At 67.4% G+C, this 17,400-nt stretch carries 17 protein-coding genes and 3 pseudogenes; 11 read left to right on the forward strand and 9 right to left on the reverse strand.

The genetic code is table 11. The features are described 5' to 3' along the window. Positions 1 to 358: 358 nt before the first annotated feature. Positions 359 to 1,294, reverse strand: a pseudogene (locus tag AC1P0E_RS00360) (transposase); the annotation flags it as partial. Between the two features lie 248 nt (positions 1,295 to 1,542). Between AC1P0E_RS00360 and AC1P0E_RS00365 the strand changes: the two are divergent. Further along, positions 1,543 to 2,085 (forward strand): N-6 DNA methylase, encoded by a 543-nt coding sequence (locus AC1P0E_RS00365; protein ID WP_482740117.1) that lies wholly within the window; start codon positions 1,543 to 1,545, stop codon positions 2,083 to 2,085. A 322-nt stretch (positions 2,086 to 2,407) separates the two neighbouring features. On the opposite strand, the gene AC1P0E_RS00370 is transcribed toward AC1P0E_RS00365, so the two are convergent. Next, positions 2,408 to 2,695 carry a hypothetical protein gene (locus AC1P0E_RS00370; RefSeq protein ID WP_482740118.1) on the reverse strand — a complete coding sequence of 96 codons (288 nt, stop codon included), beginning with the start codon at positions 2,693 to 2,695 and terminating at the stop codon, positions 2,408 to 2,410. A gap of 212 nt (positions 2,696 to 2,907) precedes the next feature. On the opposite strand from AC1P0E_RS00370, the gene AC1P0E_RS00375 reads away from it, so the two are divergent. Genes AC1P0E_RS00375 through AC1P0E_RS00395 form a run of 5 tightly spaced genes read left to right on the forward strand, consistent with a single transcriptional unit; the run spans position 2,908 to position 4,337 of the window. After that, positions 2,908 to 3,153, forward strand: a complete 246-nt coding sequence (locus tag AC1P0E_RS00375; RefSeq protein ID WP_482740119.1) for a hypothetical protein — start codon at positions 2,908 to 2,910, stop codon at positions 3,151 to 3,153. After that, positions 3,143 to 3,364 (forward strand): LexA family protein, encoded by a 222-nt coding sequence (locus tag AC1P0E_RS00380; protein WP_482740120.1) that lies wholly within the window; start codon positions 3,143 to 3,145, stop codon positions 3,362 to 3,364. The genes AC1P0E_RS00375 and AC1P0E_RS00380 overlap by 11 nt, the downstream gene beginning before the upstream one ends. Before the next feature lie 22 nt (positions 3,365 to 3,386). Continuing rightward, a complete protein-coding gene (locus AC1P0E_RS00385; protein ID WP_482740121.1) occupies positions 3,387 to 3,713 on the forward strand; it encodes a hypothetical protein in 327 nt (108 codons plus the stop codon). A gap of 13 nt (positions 3,714 to 3,726) precedes the next feature. Further along, positions 3,727 to 3,861: a hypothetical protein gene (locus AC1P0E_RS00390; RefSeq protein WP_482740122.1), complete on the forward strand. Its 135-nt coding sequence runs from the start codon at positions 3,727 to 3,729 to the stop codon at positions 3,859 to 3,861. After that, positions 3,858 to 4,337, forward strand: a complete 480-nt coding sequence (locus AC1P0E_RS00395) for a hypothetical protein (RefSeq protein ID WP_482740123.1) — start codon at positions 3,858 to 3,860, stop codon at positions 4,335 to 4,337. The genes AC1P0E_RS00390 and AC1P0E_RS00395 overlap by 4 nt, the downstream gene beginning before the upstream one ends. 406 nt (positions 4,338 to 4,743) lie before the next feature. Here AC1P0E_RS00395 and AC1P0E_RS00400 read toward each other — a convergent pair whose 3' ends face one another. Both AC1P0E_RS00400 and AC1P0E_RS00405 read right to left on the reverse strand, forming a co-directional pair. Then, positions 4,744 to 5,862 (reverse strand): fatty acid desaturase family protein, encoded by a 1,119-nt coding sequence (locus AC1P0E_RS00400; protein ID WP_482740124.1) that lies wholly within the window; start codon positions 5,860 to 5,862, stop codon positions 4,744 to 4,746. Positions 5,863 to 5,869: 7 nt separating this feature from the next. Beyond that, positions 5,870 to 6,925, reverse strand: a complete 1,056-nt coding sequence (locus tag AC1P0E_RS00405) for a ferredoxin reductase (protein WP_482740125.1) — start codon at positions 6,923 to 6,925, stop codon at positions 5,870 to 5,872. Between the two features lie 87 nt (positions 6,926 to 7,012). Here AC1P0E_RS00405 and AC1P0E_RS00410 point away from each other — a divergent pair, with 87 nt between their 5' ends. The 3 genes from AC1P0E_RS00410 to AC1P0E_RS00420 all read left to right on the forward strand — a co-directional run bounded on the left by AC1P0E_RS00410 (position 7,013) and on the right by AC1P0E_RS00420 (position 9,929). After that, positions 7,013 to 8,152 (forward strand): PucR-like N-terminal domain-containing protein, encoded by a 1,140-nt coding sequence (locus AC1P0E_RS00410; protein ID WP_482740126.1) that lies wholly within the window; start codon positions 7,013 to 7,015, stop codon positions 8,150 to 8,152. 562 nt (positions 8,153 to 8,714) lie between these two features. Further along, complete coding sequence (locus AC1P0E_RS00415; RefSeq protein ID WP_482740127.1) at positions 8,715 to 9,053, forward strand: thioredoxin family protein; 339 nt, start codon at positions 8,715 to 8,717, stop codon at positions 9,051 to 9,053. A gap of 588 nt (positions 9,054 to 9,641) precedes the next feature. After that, entirely contained in the window at positions 9,642 to 9,929 is a 288-nt protein-coding gene (locus AC1P0E_RS00420; protein WP_482740128.1) for a hypothetical protein, read from the forward strand. Here AC1P0E_RS00420 and AC1P0E_RS00425 read toward each other — a convergent pair. Both AC1P0E_RS00425 and AC1P0E_RS00430 read right to left on the reverse strand, forming a co-directional pair. Next, on the reverse strand, positions 9,904 to 10,350 hold the full coding sequence (locus tag AC1P0E_RS00425; protein WP_482740129.1) for an NAD(P)-binding domain-containing protein: 447 nt from the start codon (positions 10,348 to 10,350) through the stop codon (positions 9,904 to 9,906). The two genes, AC1P0E_RS00420 and AC1P0E_RS00425, sit on opposite strands and share 26 nt — an antisense overlap. A gap of 80 nt (positions 10,351 to 10,430) precedes the next feature. Further along, positions 10,431 to 10,817 (reverse strand): VOC family protein, encoded by a 387-nt coding sequence (locus AC1P0E_RS00430; RefSeq protein ID WP_482740130.1) that lies wholly within the window; start codon positions 10,815 to 10,817, stop codon positions 10,431 to 10,433. 251 nt (positions 10,818 to 11,068) lie between these two features. On the opposite strand from AC1P0E_RS00430, the gene AC1P0E_RS00435 reads away from it, so the two are divergent. Next, complete coding sequence (locus AC1P0E_RS00435; RefSeq protein WP_482740131.1) at positions 11,069 to 11,698, forward strand: TetR/AcrR family transcriptional regulator; 630 nt, start codon at positions 11,069 to 11,071, stop codon at positions 11,696 to 11,698. Positions 11,699 to 13,303: 1,605 nt separating this feature from the next. Then, the gene (locus AC1P0E_RS00440; protein WP_482740132.1) at positions 13,304 to 13,822 is read left to right on the forward strand and encodes a hypothetical protein; all 519 of its coding nucleotides are present in this window, start codon (positions 13,304 to 13,306) and stop codon (positions 13,820 to 13,822) included. A 564-nt stretch (positions 13,823 to 14,386) separates the two neighbouring features. On the opposite strand, the pseudogene AC1P0E_RS00445 reads toward AC1P0E_RS00440, so the two are convergent. The 3 genes and pseudogenes from AC1P0E_RS00445 to AC1P0E_RS00455 all read right to left on the reverse strand — a co-directional run. Beyond that, positions 14,387 to 14,566, reverse strand: a pseudogene (locus AC1P0E_RS00445) (dienelactone hydrolase family protein); the annotation flags it as partial. A gap of 532 nt (positions 14,567 to 15,098) precedes the next feature. After that, complete coding sequence (locus AC1P0E_RS00450) at positions 15,099 to 16,340, reverse strand: glycosyltransferase (protein WP_482740133.1); 1,242 nt, start codon at positions 16,338 to 16,340, stop codon at positions 15,099 to 15,101. A 716-nt stretch (positions 16,341 to 17,056) separates the two neighbouring features. Next, a pseudogene (locus AC1P0E_RS00455) lies at positions 17,057 to 17,334 on the reverse strand (MerR family transcriptional regulator). Between the last annotated feature and the right edge of the window lie 66 nt (positions 17,335 to 17,400).

The raw sequence follows: 17,400 nt of genomic DNA on the forward strand, positions 1-17,400 counted from the left end.
AGCGTGCATTGCTGCTTCCAGCTCCTCGCTCGTCGGTTGTGGTAGAAGGGGTTGCACAAAAGGCAACCGCAACCGCCGGAGAGTGCACGACTGGGGCGGTGGGCTGTTCGCGACCACTGCCGCAGGGCCTGGGCTATCGCCCCAGGCCAGAGCCGATCGTGTTCGAGACGGGAAACCGCTCCGGCGAGCTTGCCGGAGCCAAGCGGCAACCCAGGCGTCGGTGTTTCATGCGCCTGCCGCCTCGGGTGGCGTCCGGAGGCGCGGACTTGGGACGGCCGATTACGCGGCATCGTCCTTTCTGAGCTTGTTGTTCACGGGGCCAGCATGCCAGATCCGAGGGACGGCTTCGCGCCCCGGATTACGCGTCGGACGGGTCACCGCCAGTGCGCCGAGGCTTAGTTCCTTGCTTGTGGTGCGCGGGGCGGGTATAGGACTCGCGCGTGGCGAGGACTCGTCCGACGTCGTAGCGGGTGGCGGGTTGTCGGTTCTTCGAGCCAAGCGGTCGACCGGGGCCGGGTCGGGTGGGTTTCGGTGCACCGGCTGGCGTGCCCGTCTTCGCCCGCAGGTTCCTGAACCCCCGCCTCACTCGGGCCGGAGTGAGCCTGTTCGGTTTCGCCGGCCGCTCCCACGGCCGTCGGAGGTCGCGCGCGAGCGGGCGGGCAAGCCGGAGCTGGGCGTAGGCGGCGATCACCAGCCACGTCCACCGGTCGGCTGCTTCTGAGCTGCGAAGCCGGGGTTTCGTCCAGCCGAGTGTCTGCTTGAACAAGCGAAACGTGTGCTTCAGATCGAAACGGCGCAGGAATGACTGCCAGCAGCGGTCCACGTCGTCGGGGGTGGCGCTGGTTTCCGACCACCACAGCCAGACGGGCTTGTTGACCCCGCTGGAGGGCAGCTTCTCGACGACCAGCCGAACGACGGTGCCCTCGATGATGGGCAGCGGCCCGTCGTGGTCGAGCCAGGCCGCCCGGCCGGTCAGCCGAGGGTGCAGCCGGTCCCATGCCGCGCGGTCGCCTTCCCGTAGAGACGGGTGTCCGTGACGGCCACGGCCTGCTCAGTGCCCCAGGTCGCCGAAGACGAACTCGCCCCCGTGCTTGAGCGGTCGGCCGCCTTTCGGGTAGTAGACCCGCGGCGGCGTCGGGCGCCGCATCACGCGGTCGGAGCGGAGGCGGCCAAGGACCTGCACCGGCAGACCGTCCAACAGATGAGCGATGCGGGGAGCGTCATAGCCGGCGTCCATCACCACCAGCACCTCCGGGTCGCCATGGTTGCGCGAGGCTGTCTGACGCATACGGCGGAGATGTGGAGCGGGATGTAGAGGTGGACAGGCCGGGGACAGACTCGGCCTAGTCGCAGGAACAGCACCCGGGCGGGAACTGCGCGAGCGGATCCACAACCACCTCGCTGCGGCAGGCTGAGCGCAGCCGACCAGGTGAGACTTGGCGGCCGGTGAAGCGGCGAGGGGCTACCTGCTCGGCAGGTCAGAATTGGGCACGCCCTCCGATGTACTTGGTCTTCTCGCACGCCGTACGGTTGGACCCGCCGGTGCGCGGCAAGGACGGGCGAGTGACGGCTACCCGGCCCGGCCTCGGGAAACGTGCCGAGCAGGGCTCCAGGTACACGCCAACTGAACTAGCAAGGGAGATGTGCCGCCTGCCCATCGGCCCGCAGCTTGACCGGCTGGCCCGGCATCCCAACCCGGAGAACGTGCTCCAAGTGATGGCCATGGATCCCGCCTGTGGGGCAGGAGTCTTCCTGGTCGAAGCCACTCGCCTCATCGCCGAACGGTTCGCACTGCGACTGTTCGGGACGGCACCGGCGGCAGCGGTCAAGGCAGTCATCCCGATGGTGTTTGAGGAGTGCATCTTCGGCGTAGACATCGACCCGGTGGCCATCGACCTGGCGAAGACCGCGTTGTGGCTGGAAGCTGAGGGACGGATCCCCTACAACTTCATGGACCGCAACGTGATCGTGGGCAATGCGCTGGACGACGAGATGCCACCAGCCTTCAGCGAGCGACGCCGCGAACTGCTGGAGGCTGAGACTCAACGAAAAGAGTACGAAACCAGCCGGCGCTGCGCTTCGTAATCTTGGCCCGCTGTCGACACCGACGATTGCCCCGGCCCTTCAGTGATCACGTCCGAGGCACCAACCTCCTGAGACGGCACAGCTAGCCCTGCGCTGGACCTGAGGAACGGTTCGACATCCCCGGGCCGCGCCGACGCTGTTTTTAGGCGCCCGCGCGCCCGGGTCCTCCCCGACTGGCGGGCGACCTGCAAAAACTCACCTTTTAAGAGGTGACTCCCTGCGCCCTTGTCCCGTGTCAGCGAACCTTAAGCGTGTGCCATCGAGGCTTGAGTGCACACGGAGACTACGACGGCAGCGAATTGCCAACCCAGCGTGCACCTTCTCAACTGATGTATGAGTCCCCCACAGAGACGACCCAGGTGGGTGCTCCTAGATTCCCGCACTGGTTGGTGGGACCGCTGCCAGGAAGCGTGGCGTTCAAGGCGTTGGCGATTCCTGGGCCAGCTGTCGTCGCACCATGGGCCACCGCCTTACCGACATTGCTACATACGTTGTTGTACGCGCTGTTGCCGAAGCCGATGATCGTGGTGGCCTCGGCCGGAGCAGCGGCGAGCACACTGACGACAACGCTCATCGCTGCCAGTGTTCCGCTTGCATTGAGACGGTTCATGCCCTCACCAACGCATTACTGAACCAGCAGACACGCGTTGGGATGCCGTGAGTCACTTGCAAGCAGGTGGTCCGGGGTGAAGGTCGCGCCGCGATCAGGCGCTCAAACTTTGATGGCACACGATCAAGGTTCGTTGTCACAGGACAGCCCCGGGGTCGCAGCCTCAGGTGCGAGCTGGCCTCTAAATTCGAACACGCACTCTACTTTGAGACATGGCGCAAAGTACGTTCCCTCACGACCTGATCCAGGCGCAGTACGACTGGGAGCGCACCTACGCGGCGCTCGCCGCACGCCGCCCGTACGCCAATACGGAGCTGCGCCGCCGCCTGCTGGCACTGTCCCGCCGGGTGCTCTGGCATCCCTTCTGGACCACGCCCAGTGGGCAGTCGGCCGCAGCTCGGGTGGAGCTGCGCCAGCAGGTGCGCGCCCAGCAGCAGGAAGAGGTGGATGCTCCGTGAGGACTGGTCTGAACTTGAGGCAGGAGGACATCCTGGCCTGTCTGCGGTACTGGACCGTGAATACGGTGACGCGCCCACCGTCCGCGAGATTGGTGAGCGAGTGGGCCTGTCCAGTCCGTCGTCCGTGCACTACCAGCTCAAGCAGCTGGAGGGACGTGGGCTGATCTCCCGCGCCGACTGCCGGTGGCGGCCCTACCGGCTCGTTGCCTGACGGCCACCGTCATGTCTGCAAGTTGGACTACGTCGAGGACCTCTACCGCGACTGGAACGACGGCCACCGCACCAGCGGAGGCGCCGCCGGTCGCGTGAACGCCGAGTTCGCCCGGATCCGTCGGGAGCTGGGCGACCTGCCCGGCATCACCGCAAGCCCCGCCCGGCTGCGCACCATGCTCCAGCACCTGACGAAGGCCCTTCACCCCGGCGTCCTGAACGACTGCTTCTACCAGCCCTCCTCCGCCCTCTGCGCGAAGCGGGCCCAGCACACGGGTCGGCCCCTGCCGCTGCTGACCATGTGCCTGACCTGTCCCAATGCCCGCCGCTCCAGCGTCCACCTGCCCTGATTGACCACCGCCCGTGCCCAGGCCCAGCGCCCGCTCGACGCCCCGGCGGGACTGTCCCGCCTCCAAAACCGCCGCGCTGACCACCCACATCGCCGAACTCGACCACGCCATCGCAGAACTCACCTCCACCGAAAGCCCCGACGCATGAATGACCCCGCCGCACTGCGGCTGCGGCACGCCCTCGAACACGCCGGCATTCCCGTACGGCCGGGCACCGACCAGGCTGTCGTGCACGCCTTCGAGCGGATCGTGACCGGCAACCCCGAACACACCAGCGGCGCCCTGTCCGTCTCCACGCTGTGCACGGAAGCGGCTATCTCGCGCGCCACCTACTACCGTTCACCCCTGGCGAAGATCATCACCGGACTGCTCCGGACACCGGACGCGCCACGACCGCAGACCGACACCCTGACGGCGGACATCGCCCGCCTCAAGAAGGCGGACCGCACGCTGCGCTCCCAACACGCGGCCGAGGAGCGGGAGGCACGCGCCACCATCGCCGCCTACGCCAACCACATCCAGACGCTGAGCCTGCGGAACGCCGAACTCGAAGCGGAGAACGCCACCCTGCGCGAAGCACTAGGCCAGGGCGGCACCGTGGCCTCCCTCCCTGTGACGCGTTGAATGCTGCCGGAAGGACTGCCGCAACCAGGGCCTGCCACCTGTCTTACTTCGGCTCACCCGCCCACCCCGGCAGCAGCGCAGGGTCGGACACAGGGGCGGCGAGCATCGGTTCCGGCAGTGTCCACGTCACAGCCCATGCCTTCCACCCAGCCCGCCCGTCGGCAAACCGAGTGCGCGTACGCACCCGACTACCGGCCCGACCATGGCAGGTCAGCGCACAACAACACCTCGCCGGGGGCTGTGTGCTGAGCTTTTGGCGCACGTCCAGGCAGCGCAGCCGACACTGAGCTGCCCCGGATCCCGTGTCGTACGGTCTGATGTCGCGGTCGCCCACCGTCCGCAACGGATCTCACCGAACCCGGCGGTGCCGCCGGTACGGCCGAGAGATCTGAACCAATACCGGGAATCAGGCGGCGACGAGCTCCTGCTCGCGGTCCGGCGTTTTGACCTTGGGCTTCTTGTTCGGCAGCGAGAGCCGGAAGACCTTGTGCCACGCGGAGAACACCTGTTTGGTCAGCGGGCCGGTGACGTACTCCAGCTCGTACTTCTCGAACAGGGCGCGCACCTTCACCGCGACCTCGGCGTACCGGTTGCTCGGCAGGTCCGGGAACAGGTGGTGCTCGATCTGGTGCGACAGGTTGCCGGTCATGAAGTGCATGGCCTTGCTGCCGCTGATGTTCGCCGAGCCCATCATCTGCCGCAGGTACCACTGGCCGCGTGTCTCGCCCTTGATCGACCGGCGCTCGAAGACCTGTACGCCCTCGGGGAAGTGCCCGCACATGATCACCGAGTGGGTCCAGATGTTGCGGACCAGGTTCGCGGTGAACGTGGCGGCGAGCGTGGGGAGGAACGACGGGCCCGACAGCAGCGGGTGGATCACGTAGTCCTTGAGCACCTGCTTGCGGATCTTGCGGCCCACGGCCTTGGCCCGCGCGCGGAACTCCGGGTTCTTGCGGCGGCGCTTGTGCAGGTTCTTGCCGAGCTCCAGGTCGTACGCTGCGATGCCGTACTCGAAGAAGCAGGCGTTGATGAAGTTCCACAGCGGCTGGCCGAGGTGGAACGGGTGCCACCTCTGGTCCTCGTCGACGCGCATGATGCCGTAGCCGAGGTCGTTGTCCTTGCCGATCACGTTGGTGTACGTGTGGTGCAGCTCGTTGTGCGAGTGCTTCCACTGCTCGGACGGCGAGACGTGATCCCACTCCCAGGTGGTGGAGTGAATCTTCGGGTCTCGCATCCAGTCCCACTGGCCGTGCAGGATGTTGTGCCCGATCTCCATGTTGTCCATGATCTTCGCCACGGACAGACCGGCGGTGCCGAGCAGCCACGCGGGCGGGAAGAGAGAGAACAGCAGCACGCCCCTGCTGACCAGCTCGAGCTTGCGCTGCGCCGAGATGACCTTACGGATGTAGGCGGCGTCTTTCTCGCCGCGGTCGGCGATCACCTCGTCGCGGATCGCGTCCAGCTCGCGGCCTAGCTCCTCGATCTGCTCCGCGGTCAGGTGGGCGGTGGGGTCGATGGCGGTCAAGGTGCTCCTACCGTTCGATGTCGCAGGGGCCCGCCGCGGCGGACACGCAAGTCTGGATGAGGACGCCCGGCTCGGCCTCGGTGATCTCGCCGGTGCGCAGGTCGCGGACGGCGCCCGCCTTGAGCGGCGTGACGCAGCCGAAGCAGATGCCCATGCGGCACCCGGAGGGCATGAGCACGCCGGCCTCCTCGCCGATGTCCAGCAACGGCGTGGCGCCGTCCGCGTCGACGGTCTTGCCGGTGGCTCTGAACGTGACCTCGCCGCCGTCGCCGGCGACGACGATGCTGGGGCGGAAGCGTTCGGTGTGCAGGCGCTCTTGTACGCCGTGCTCGGTCCAGTGCTCTTCGGCGGCGTCGAGCAGGCCCGCGGGCCCGCAAGCCCAGGTCTCGCGCTGGGCCCAGTCGGGCACGAGTTCGTCGAGACGGGCGATGTCGAGCATGCCGTCTGTGTCGGTGTGCACCTCGGTGAGCCGCAGCTTCTTGTCCGCGACCAGGTCGTGCAGTTCGTTGCGGAAGATCACGTCTTGCGGCTGTGGCGCGCAGTGGACCATGACGACGTCGTCGAACTCGATGTCGCGCAGCATGCCCATCACGGGCGTGATGCCGCTGCCGGCCGTCAGGTAGAGCACCTTGGCGGGCTTGGCCTGCGGCAGCACGAAGTCACCGGTCGGCTGGTCGAGCTGGATCAGCGTGCCCGGTTTCGCCCTGCGGACCAGGTGGTTGCTGACCTTGCCGTCCGGGATCGCCTTCACGGTGATCGTGACGCGGCCGTCCTGGCGGTTTGTCGGCGAGGTGAGGGAGTAGGCACGCCACAGGCGCACCCCGTCGACGTCGACCCCGATCCGCACGTACTGACCGGCTGTGTGGCCGCGCCAGCCCCGTCCCGGCCTGATCACGATGGTCGCGGCGTCACCCGTCTCGGGGTGCACGGCCTCGATGCGCCCACGCAGGTCAGCGCCCGCACGCAGCGGGCTGACCAGGTCGAGGTAGTCCGACGGCAGCAGCGGCGTCGTGACCATCTCCAGCAGTTTCCACGCCCTGCTGCGGAGGGCTGTACTCGTCATGACTCCAGCTTGCTGTGCCTCAAGGCGTAGAGTCCTGACCGCAGGACGTAAATCTGGTCGGCTGAATTGTTCGCAGGGAATAGAAACGTGAGCCATGCAATCCGGAGGGCCAGCGAACTGGCCCTGGATGAGACGACGGTCACCGCACTTCGGGGCGCGCTGAAGACCACCGCCGACGAGGTCGTCCTGGCGATCATCGACGAGGTCCCTTCCTACGCCAACGCCCTTTCGGGTCGCATGGGTGCCACCATCCGCCGAGCCGTCCGCACCGCCCTGGGGCACTACCTGGACCTCGCGAGCGGGAACGCCACAGGCGGCGACGCGGGTGACGCAGCCTACGAGCTGGGCCGCGGCGAGGTGCGCGACGGCCGTTCGATGGACGCCCTGCTCAGCGCCTACCGCGTCGGCGCCCGCGTGGCCTGGCGATGCCTGGCAGCGGGTGCCGTACCCGCAGGTCTGCCTGCCGCCGAGGTCGCCAAGTTCGCCGAGCTGACCTTCGCCTACATCGACGAGCTCTCCGCCGCGAGCGCCGCGGGCCACGCCGACGAACTGGCCGCCCGGGGCAGGGCCCACGAGCGCCACCTGGAACACCTGGCCCGCGACCTCCTCGCCGGCGCGAGCCCGGACGTGCTGCTGGCCTCTGTTCAACGGGCCGGGTGGCAGCCTCCGGTTTCGTTGACCGCGGTCCTGCTGCCCGCCGCCCAGGCCCGGCCTGCCTACCGCGCGCTCGACCCGAGCACCCTCGTCCTCGACGATCTGCCGGACGCCACCGGTGTGCTGCTCGTCCCCGATGCCGACCGATCACATCTCTTGCGGCAGCTGACCAACCGCACCGCCGTGGTCGGCCCGGCCCGGCCATGGACTCGTGCGTCCGCCTCGTACGCACGAGCCGCACGCGCGCGCTCCCTCTCCTCTGACATTCGCGACACCGAGGACCACCTGCCCGAGCTGGTGCTGAGCGCTGACGCGGACGCGTTCGCAGACCTGCGTGCCCGAGCCCTCGCACCGTTGCGGACCTTGCCTGTCGCGACCGCACGGCGGCTGGAGGAGACGTTGCGGGCGTGGCTGCTGCACCAGGGCAGGCGGGACGAGGTGGCGGCGGCGTTGTTCGTCCATCCCCAGACAGTCCGGTACCGGATGTCGCAGCTGCGGGAGCTGTTTCCGGATCTCGCATCGCCACAGCGGGTCCTTGAACTGACGCTGGCGGTCGGTCTTCGGGTCAGCTGACGCGTACTTCGACCGTCCACGACCGCGTCCGCGAGCAGTCCAGGAATCGTGCCTCGTTCTCGGTGCCATCAGCTGGCTCATGCGGCCCGGGGAAGAGCGGTATGAGCCAGCTGAGACCGGGGGTTGACGTGCAGACCAGACAAGGCCTCGGGGAAGCCCGTCGGGGCGCTGTCTCTGAGAAGCGCGGTGGCGGATACGGCTCGACTGGATCCGGTGGACGATGCGCACCGGCCCGCTCGTCGACGCGCTCATCGAGCATCTGGTCGGTGATCTGGGCCACTATGCCCTGGAAAACGGCTTTCATGTCGTCGTGGAGGCCGCGGTCCTGGCACGAGCTGACCCACGGGCGCGCGGCGGGCTGCAGCTGGGTGACCGGCGGGGCGGCCAGGCCGGGTCTCCAGGGGCGGGGTGCCGGGCCGCTCGCGCCGGGGACCACCGTGGTTCTGTGACGGCCCCGTGCCTCCCTTCCGACAGGTCAGCCGGACGACCGCCCGGGCCGGCCTGGCACACCGCGCGAGGGATGATGGGGATGGAATGACGGAACGCGAGGTCAGGAGCTTCCATGGCGAAGCGGGTTCACCGACCCCGTGAGGACGCGGAGTTCAATTTCATCCTCGGGATGAGCGGAGTTCCGGTCCTCGCATATTTCACCGGGACATGGCCCAAGGCAATCGAGCCCTGCCGGGTGATGGACCTTGTCGTGGGTGGCATCGCCGACGACTACAGGGGCCGCCTGACGGCCGTCCGCACCGACATCACGCGTTGTCCGGCCGCAACCGAGCGATACGGGATCACCGGAGCCCCGTCCTACGTCCTGCTGAAGGAGGGAGAGGCGGTGGCGCACGGCACGGGGCCTATGACCATCGCCGAGGTACGGAAGTTCCTGGACGGCCACCTCTGAGCAGCCGCTGCGGCACGTGGCCGCGACGCCCGTCACGTCTCGTCTATGGGAGCTGCGCCGCCTGAGACACCTTGGGGCTGAGACACCCCCACAGGTCACATAACGCCGTCGAGGACCAGTCCGTGCGGCAGCTGCTCCGCCGCGGTGACCAGGTCGGGGAATTGCCGTTGGATCAGGCTGCCGCGTCGGGACTGCAGAAGCGCTGGCGCGCCCGGCCGGGCTGGGGTGAACAGCAGGCATCTGTGGCCGTCGTTCTCCAGACTGTGCGGTGTCCCACGAGACGCCCCCCTACGTCGATTTGCGCGAGGATTCAACGGCGAGGTCTCTGCCATAGGCAGCAGCGTGGTAGCCCCAAACCGGCCGCCACCGGGGCTTCGCTTGTGCCGAGGAGCTGCTTGATCGGACGACGCCGAGCAGACCGGCGCATCCCAGGGCAGACTCCAACATTTGACCGATCCAGGGTCGTTCCACTGCGCACCCGATAGGTCCCAGGGGTCACTTCGTCGGACTGCGCGAGAGCGAGCGTTGCCAACTCCAGGCCACTGGGTCGCCCAGCTCCAGGTTACTTGCGGCGCCAGACGCATTCCCATGGAACGGAGGAGACTCGTCTCGGTCAGGGTTGCGCGCACGGTCGCCGACTTCCTCCGCACGGACGACCTGGAGCCCGCCGAGCGCGCCGCGCTCAACCAGGGGGTGACCGTACGGCGCGGCCAGGGCTACACCCTGCGCCTCACTGCCGCCCCCGCCGTGCACCGCCAGCTCCTCGCCCGCTGCCAGCCGCTCGACGGCGGCCAGGGCGTCCCGGCGGTTCCTGCCCAGCGCAAGGCCCGACGCGAGTACGAGAACCGCGTCAACGGCCTCGGAGCGCTGGCCTGACCAAGATCATCGCCTTAGCGTTAACCTCTGTACCGAGGTTCCCCGAGGCCGGACACGGTGACTGTGAGGTCAGGGCGCTCGACGGGCGCGGCGAAGTCGTTCGGGGTGGCGGTGTCGATGAGGACCTTCCCGGCCAGATGGTGCGCCCGGCTGCGTGCAGCGCGGCCAGGGAGGAGCCGCCGGTGGTCGCGTTGATCAGTAGTTCCGCGCCGTCGGCCGCCGCGTCGAAGGGGGCAAGGCGGGCCTGGGGGTGCTGTGGGAGCCAAGCGGAGAAGGGCGGGTTGCTCATCGTGTCCGGCTCCGTGCGTGCCAGGGTGGCGTCGGGTTCGCGTGTGCCCACCATGACCTGGTGCCCGAGTGCGGCCAGGCGTGCGGCGTGGGCTCGGCCGAACGCGCCGGTGCCGAGAACGGCGATCCTCATTACGGGTTCGATCCTTCATGAGGTTCAGGTGTGCGGCATCGCTGTCGCGGGGCCGGGCACCGGGTGGGCAGTCCGTTGGGTCACCAGGTCTGCTTCTGGGTGACGCCGATGACGTAACCGTCGGGCTCGGTGAAGTAGAAGATCTTCTGGCCGTTGTGCTCGGTGACGTCTTTGGTGACGTTCACCAGGGGCCGGATGCGCTCGACGTAGGCGTCGAAGTCGTCGACGGCCAGGTAGAACATGCCGAACGCGCCGACCTGAGTGTCCTTGAGGACGGGCAGCCAGGCGCGCAGCTGGTCGTGGCGCTGAACCATGAGCGCGAACTCGCCGTCGAAGAGCAGGATGCGCAGGTCGTCGTTCGGGTCCCCGCCGGAGGGCAGGGCGGTGAAGCCGAGCTTCTCGAAGAAGTCGACGGTGGCCTGGGTGTCGGTGACGCCGAGGCAGGCGGAGATCGCGGGAGGCTTCATCGCTTCGCTCTTTCGTGAGGGGTGGGCGCGACCCCAGGGGCCGCAGGCGGGTCGATCGCGGTGGTGGTAGCCACACTCAACCAGTACATTAGTACTGTACTGCAAGCCAAGGTGAGGCGCAATACGGACATTACGGCAGGCTAGCCATGCGGTGCCACCCTGACATCAGGGCGTCTCAACGGCAGGTACGGTGCGGCTAAGCCATCGAGGGGTTACAGTACGTTCGTACAGTCTTTATGGGAGGACAAGGTATGCCGACCGAGAAGCCGGTACGGCGCCGTCGCGATCCGCAGCGGCGGATGGAGGAGATCACCGCAGCGACCGAGCGGGTCATCGCCGCCCGTGGCATCGAGGGGCTGACCCACCGCGCGGTCGCCGAGGAAGCCGGCGTACCGCTCGGGGCGACCACCTACCACTTCGCCACCAAGGACGATCTCATCGCCTCCGCCCTCGCCGGGGCCGTGGACCGCTATGCCGCCTACCTGGACGACTGGGTGGCCCAAAGGCCGGATCTGGGCACAGACCAGCTGGTGGTCCTCCTTACTGACGTCCTGCGGGGCTGCTTCGGCCCGCAGCGAGACGAGCAGGTGATGGAGTTCGAGCTTTACCTGGCCGCCCTGCGCCGCCCCGCGCTGCGCCAGCTCGCCGACCGGTACGTGGAGCTGAGCATCGAGGCCCTGAGCCACTACACCGACACCGTCACCGCCACGGCCGCCGCCGCGGTCATGAACGGACTCACCCTGCGCGGCCTGGCCACCACCACACCACCCGACCGCACCAGCATTGAAGCCGTCCTGCGCCGGGTCCTGACGCCCAACGACACACTCACGCCCGCCCGGGCCGGGGCGCACTCCGGTGAAAACCAGCGGGCCAGTGGATAGCGACAGCGCTGGGAGGGCGAGGCGGGAGTTAGATGCAGACCGACTGCCGCTCGACGTGCCAGTGGGCATCCGCCCAGCTCATCGAGGCATCAGGACCTCGCCAATCCGCTAGTTCGGCGAGAGCAGAATCGGATCACCAGGGTGGATCCCAGCTCTTCACGGTCTGCCAGGGCCCCAATTTGCCATGATCCGTATTCGGTCAGTATCAGGCCTTGGGTACCCAGCCCGTACGCGCCAACCTGGCACAGAGCCAGCCCCGTTGAATCAGCTTCAACATGCTTATCCAACAGGGAACGTTCTGCAAACTCCGCGCATGTCGTAGGTCCTCCGTGGCTGGGGCGGGCGCTGCGTACGCACCGGTACGGCTGAGGACTGGTGACCAGCGGCGTTTCCGGTCCGCCCGCAGAATACGGCACCGTGACGACAACCCGCCGGCCACCCACCAGCCTCACTCCGCGGATCTCATCGGCGCGAACCAATGAAAACCCGGTGCCGTCGTCGCTGTCCGGAGCGTTGGTCGCCACCCACACGTCCTCCATGCTCAGCGGTGGATCTTCATGCACGGCATCTGGTCATAGTGCTGAAACTCCACACAGAATCACCTTCCACTTCACGATCTCGAACTTGCTGCCGCCAGCCGTGATCGGGGAGGCGTACTTCCAGCCTCGAACCTGACTGACCCACGTGCCGCCGCGCCACAGCGACACCCGGGCCTTCGCACCGACATGATGACCGGTCAGCGTCGCCGAAACCTAGCGGACATTGAGCTTGGTGCCCTGAATGCCGATGCCGACAGGACCGTCGTAAGCAGTGCCGCTCGCATGGGCAGGAGTGGCCGCCGCAAGCAGGGCCGCAGCAGCAGTCATGGTGATCAAAGTTCGCATACCCCCCAACCCCCAGGACCTGCCGACTGGTCACGGCGTACACCAGATGATCACTCCCATGGGGCTGCTCTGGGCAGGTCCGAAGGTATCCCTGACCGCAGCCCGGCTCCGTACGCGCCTCTCTTCCGTGCGAGCAGTTCCCCTCGCCACCATTGAAATATCTCACCTCTTAAGAGGTGAGATATTTCGGAGTGAGTTAGCAAAAACGCCTATGGAACTGGTCCGACGCGGTAAGTCTGGCCAGATAACCCGTGGCCAAGGGTCACTCTCGCCCGCACGGCGACCGTACCGGCCGCCTGACCACGCTCGTAGAAGGCTGCCCGTGCGGGGAGTTCGCCGGCCTTCAGGGCGGCGAACTGGCGTGGGCCCGCCCACTTTCAAACGGGAGGAGGGCTTGAGGAACATCCATGTCAGATCGTGCGCCAAGCACTCGTCCACCCTGGTGGGCAGCTGACGGAGCATCGGTAGTGAACGCGGTCCGAAGTCTTCCCACCGGTGACCTCCCAATATCTGCGGTACCAAGGCCGAAGCTGTCTTCTCGTAAATGCCGAATCAGGGCGACATGTGCTCGACTCTCAATTAGTTGGCAGCATTCCGCTGGCGGTAGGGGTGTCGCTCGGCCATTTTTCGGGTGCACCATTGCGAGACGGGTCGGGTCGGCGTCACTCTGGAGCGCAGGATGTGCTCAGCGTAGGCACATCGAAATTGAGAGGAAATGATCATGCGGATGCGCCACACGCCGGTGCGCTTAGCTGTCACATTGGGTTTCGCCGTCGGTGCAACCATGGTGGCCGCGGGCCCCTCAAGTGCTGAGCCCGGCCCGACGTCAGCCCTCACGGCCACCCATACAAACTGTGTCTTCACCGTCGAAAACGGGCAACAGGCGTGCTTCACGACCGCCGAACAGTCGAAGGAGTACGCCGCCTCCGCCGGGGTCTTGGTCGCCACTCTGTACGACTGGGTGAACTACAACTCGCAGGGCGCCCACCTCGCCATCTTTGCCCCCAATCGCTGCACCACATCGACCACCAACAAGGATTACCGCTACGCGGACATGCCTTCCGGCTGGAACGACAAAGTCAGCTCGGTCAGTACCCCGGCCAACGGAACCTACTGCGACGTCTGGTTTTCCTCCGACCGCAACTTTGAAGGTGAGTGCGGCAACCGGTGGATTGACAAGCACTGGGACCTGCGCCAGATCGGCTGCTTTAACCGAGCGAGTTCGTTCGAACTCAGCTGATAGCGGCAGAAACGCCGGCTGCCGGTGCGGAGGTCTTTCTAGCGCACGATCTGACATGGATGTTCCTCAAGCCCCGAGGAGGGGCTGATGCCGGGGGGTGGCTCGGTAGCCACTGCCGCTGCTCATTCGGCTCACCCGCCGCTTGGGCTGACTTTCGCTGGTACCGGTCCAGACGGTTACGCGAACAGCTATATCTCCCAGCGCTGCCGACCGCGTCCAGAAGTTCCGGGTCACGCTGACGAGGTGTCACCTGACCCGGCAAGCGGTCTCCCAGCGTCAGCGGCCATCCCGCGGATCATCGCCGTCTGGGGGTCCAGCCGAGATACGCGCCAAAGGGGCAATGAGTTGATCTTGATGTGACTTCGCACGTGGTCAGCACAATGAAGCCGCAGTAAATGCGTACACCTCGCCCCGGCAGCCGGAACGGACCGCCGCAGGTCGCGATCACGGCAGGGCTCCGTCGCAGTAAATCCGGTATTTACTGCGGCAGTTGCGAACGCGTTTCCGCGATCGAGCATCCGCCCGAATGCGGTTCTACTGTGCGGACTTGAGGGGAGGGGACTGTCAGTGCCCGGCGCCAGCATGCTTACCTGGGTCATGCCCCAGATCCTCCGTCACGGGCAGGCACTCGGCGAGCAGGTCGACGACGTCGCGCCAGGCTCGCTGCGCGTGCCGTGGGTGGTAGCCGACGCCGGGGACCACAGGGTGGCCGACCGGCGGGTGGTGGAAGGCGTGCAAGGCGCCGGTGACGTACGGCTCGTCGTGCTCGGGGTTCTGGTTCACGGCTCTGGCGCTCCAGGACGTGGAGGTTCAGGAACGCCGCGGGCTTGAACGCCAGCGCGGCCTGACCAGGCGCCGCCACGTGCGCAGCACCTCCGGGGCCAGCAGCTCTATGCCGTCGATCTGCAGGGCATCGAAGGCGACGAAGAACGCCAGGGCCTTCGCCCGCCCGCGGTCGCGGTGCGGCCGCGGGCGGCGGCCCGGCGCTGGAGGGCTTCGAAGGACAAACGGCCGACTGCGGTGTCCCAGACGACGATCTCGGACCAGGCCGTCCGGCAGCTGCTCGGCGGCGGCGACCAAGTCGGGGAACCGGTCCTGGACCAAGACGCCGCGCCGAGTCCGCAGGAGCAGCCGGCCGCCGGGACCGGCGGGGGGGGGGGGGAAGAGGATCGTCCGGTGGTCGTCGAAACATTTGCTCCGCCGCGAAGCCGCTCGCCAGAACGCCGGCACGTTACCTGTTAAACATCCGCGCCCGCCTCGCCCGAGCCGTGCAGCGCTATGTAAGGCGTTCCAGTGCGGTGAGCACGTCTCGTGCGCCGTCCTCCAGGGCGAGGTCCGTGGCGAGTCGGCGGGAGCGGGTGCCCAGTGCGGGGTTTCGTGTCGCGGTAACAATGGCTTCGGACAGGCGCTGCACGGTCAGGCGCTGGTAGCGCAGTGGGTGCGGGGCTACCCCCAGGGTGTGGAGGCGGCCGGCCCAGAAGTGCTGGTCGAGCTGGACCGGCACCGCGACGGCAGGGATTCCGGCGCGGAGCCCGGCCGCGGTGGTTCCGGCGCCGGCGTGGTGGATGACGGCGGCGGTCTTGGGGAACAGCCACGCGTGCGGGACCTCTTGGACGGTGATCAGGTCGTCGCCGTCGCCCCGAAGCCCGCTCCAGCCGGACTGGACGATGCCGCGTACCCTCGCTCGGCGGAAGGCTTCGGCGAGGAGGGCACTGAGCCGTTCGGCGTCCGCGGCGATGAAGCTGCCGAAGCCGGCGAAGACCGGGGGCGGGCCCGAGGCGAGGAAGTCCAGCAGACGGGGATCAGGTTGCCAGTCGGGCGGTGTCTCGGGCCACCAGTAGCCGCAGATTTGATGGCCCTCGGGCCAGTCCGTGGGGCGGGGGACGATCCGCGGACTGAAGCCGTGCAGGACGGTACGCCCTCGCGGCAGGCCCAGCGGTCCGCCGAACCGTTGGCGCGGAAGGCGCAGTTCGCGTCGCAGCTTGCTGACCGCGGGGGTGAAGATCGGTTCGGTGCCGGCCCACAGGGCGTGGGCGGCGAGCCGGTTGCCGAAGGGGCCCATCGAGCGGGCGCGGGTGATCAGAGGGGGAAAGGCCGTTGTGGGCTGGATCGGCTGGAGGTACACGCCGATGACCGGCAGCCGCATTGCCTCTCCGAGTGTCGAGCAGATGGGGTCGGTGATGGTCGAGGTCAGCACCACGTCGGTGCCCTGCCGTACGGCGTCGGCGACGCCTGCGGCCAGCCGGGGCATGAAGGCCCGTGCCATCCGCATCAACCGTGCCATCGCCACCGCCGGGCTCATCGACCGGGCCAGGTCCTGGCCGGCCGCAGAAGCCAGTTCCTGTCTGGGATCGACGGGCAGGGGCCGAAAGCCCAGCCCGGTGGCGGTCACCGTGTCCTGGAAGCGCTCGTGGGTGGCCACTGCCACCTCGTGGCCCGCGGCGCGCAGCCGCACTCCGAGTCCGGTGTAGGGGGCGACGTCTCCCCAGCTCCCTGCCGTCACAATCAGTACACGCATAGTCTCAATGTGTCACACAGTGCAACTAAGTGTCCCTGCCAGAGTGGCCCGTCAGGCACGTTTCAGCTCTCCCCGATCGGCACGGTCCGAAGGCGCCACGAAGCGTTCGCGGTCAAGGAAAGTGGACGTGGTACTGACACGCCGCAGAACTCGTCTTCAAGAGCGTGGATCCAGCGAACCAAACCGGACTGGTGCCGCCGTCCGCGCGGCCTCCCAGGAGGCCATGGAGTGGTCGAGAAGCGCGGCTATTCCGGTGGCTCCGGGATCTCAGTCGTGCGCCCTGCATCGATCACCAGGTCGGGTGGGCGGCAAGGGTCCGGGCTCGTTGCGCTGGGCGTAATGCGGGTGCTCCGTGTCATGGCGTGGCGGGCGAGTGACCACAGTCCGGAGGCATGAACGGTCGGGTAGCCGGAGCCCATTACTGGGCCCGGCCCACCAACTCCTCAATCAGCTGGTCGTCCACGGACCTGGCCGCCTGCGGCCCAGCCACCTCGACGGGCTCATGCTCAGACATGTTGTTGCTGGTCATCGGCGCATCTTCCATGATCAGGAGTTACACCGTTCTTTTTACAGTCCCCCGATACGACAACGTCGGTTGATGCGGTCCGTCCCATCCTCACCGCGAGCGACAACAGCTCGTCCGGCAGCGAACTCAACAAGTCTCGTGAGAAGAGGGAACGTCCGTTGTGACGGAACGCGGAAGATAAAGAACAAGCTCAGGCAGCGACCGTCGGGTTCGACACTTCGGCGGTGCGGCGGTATTCGGCGTTGATGCGCTGGGCTTCTTAAGTTCCCGGGCGCGCGCGGCGATGCGCAGCTGGTAGCGGGAGTAGCGGCAGTGTCCGCCCTCGGAGCGGAGCGGGGTGATGAGGCGGGCTTCGCCGAGGGCACGGAGGAAGTGCGGTGTGGTGCCGAGCATGTCGGCGGCCCGGCCCATGGTGTAGGCGGGGTAGTCATCGTCGTCGAGGCGGCCGTATGAGTCGTCTGCTGTCATTGCACCTCTCTCTGGAACACGTGGAGGGGCCCTGGTGCCGTATGGCACCAGGGCCCCGAAGGAACT

It is taken from the genome of Streptomyces sp. TRD_SC_5 (genome assembly GCF_056836825.1).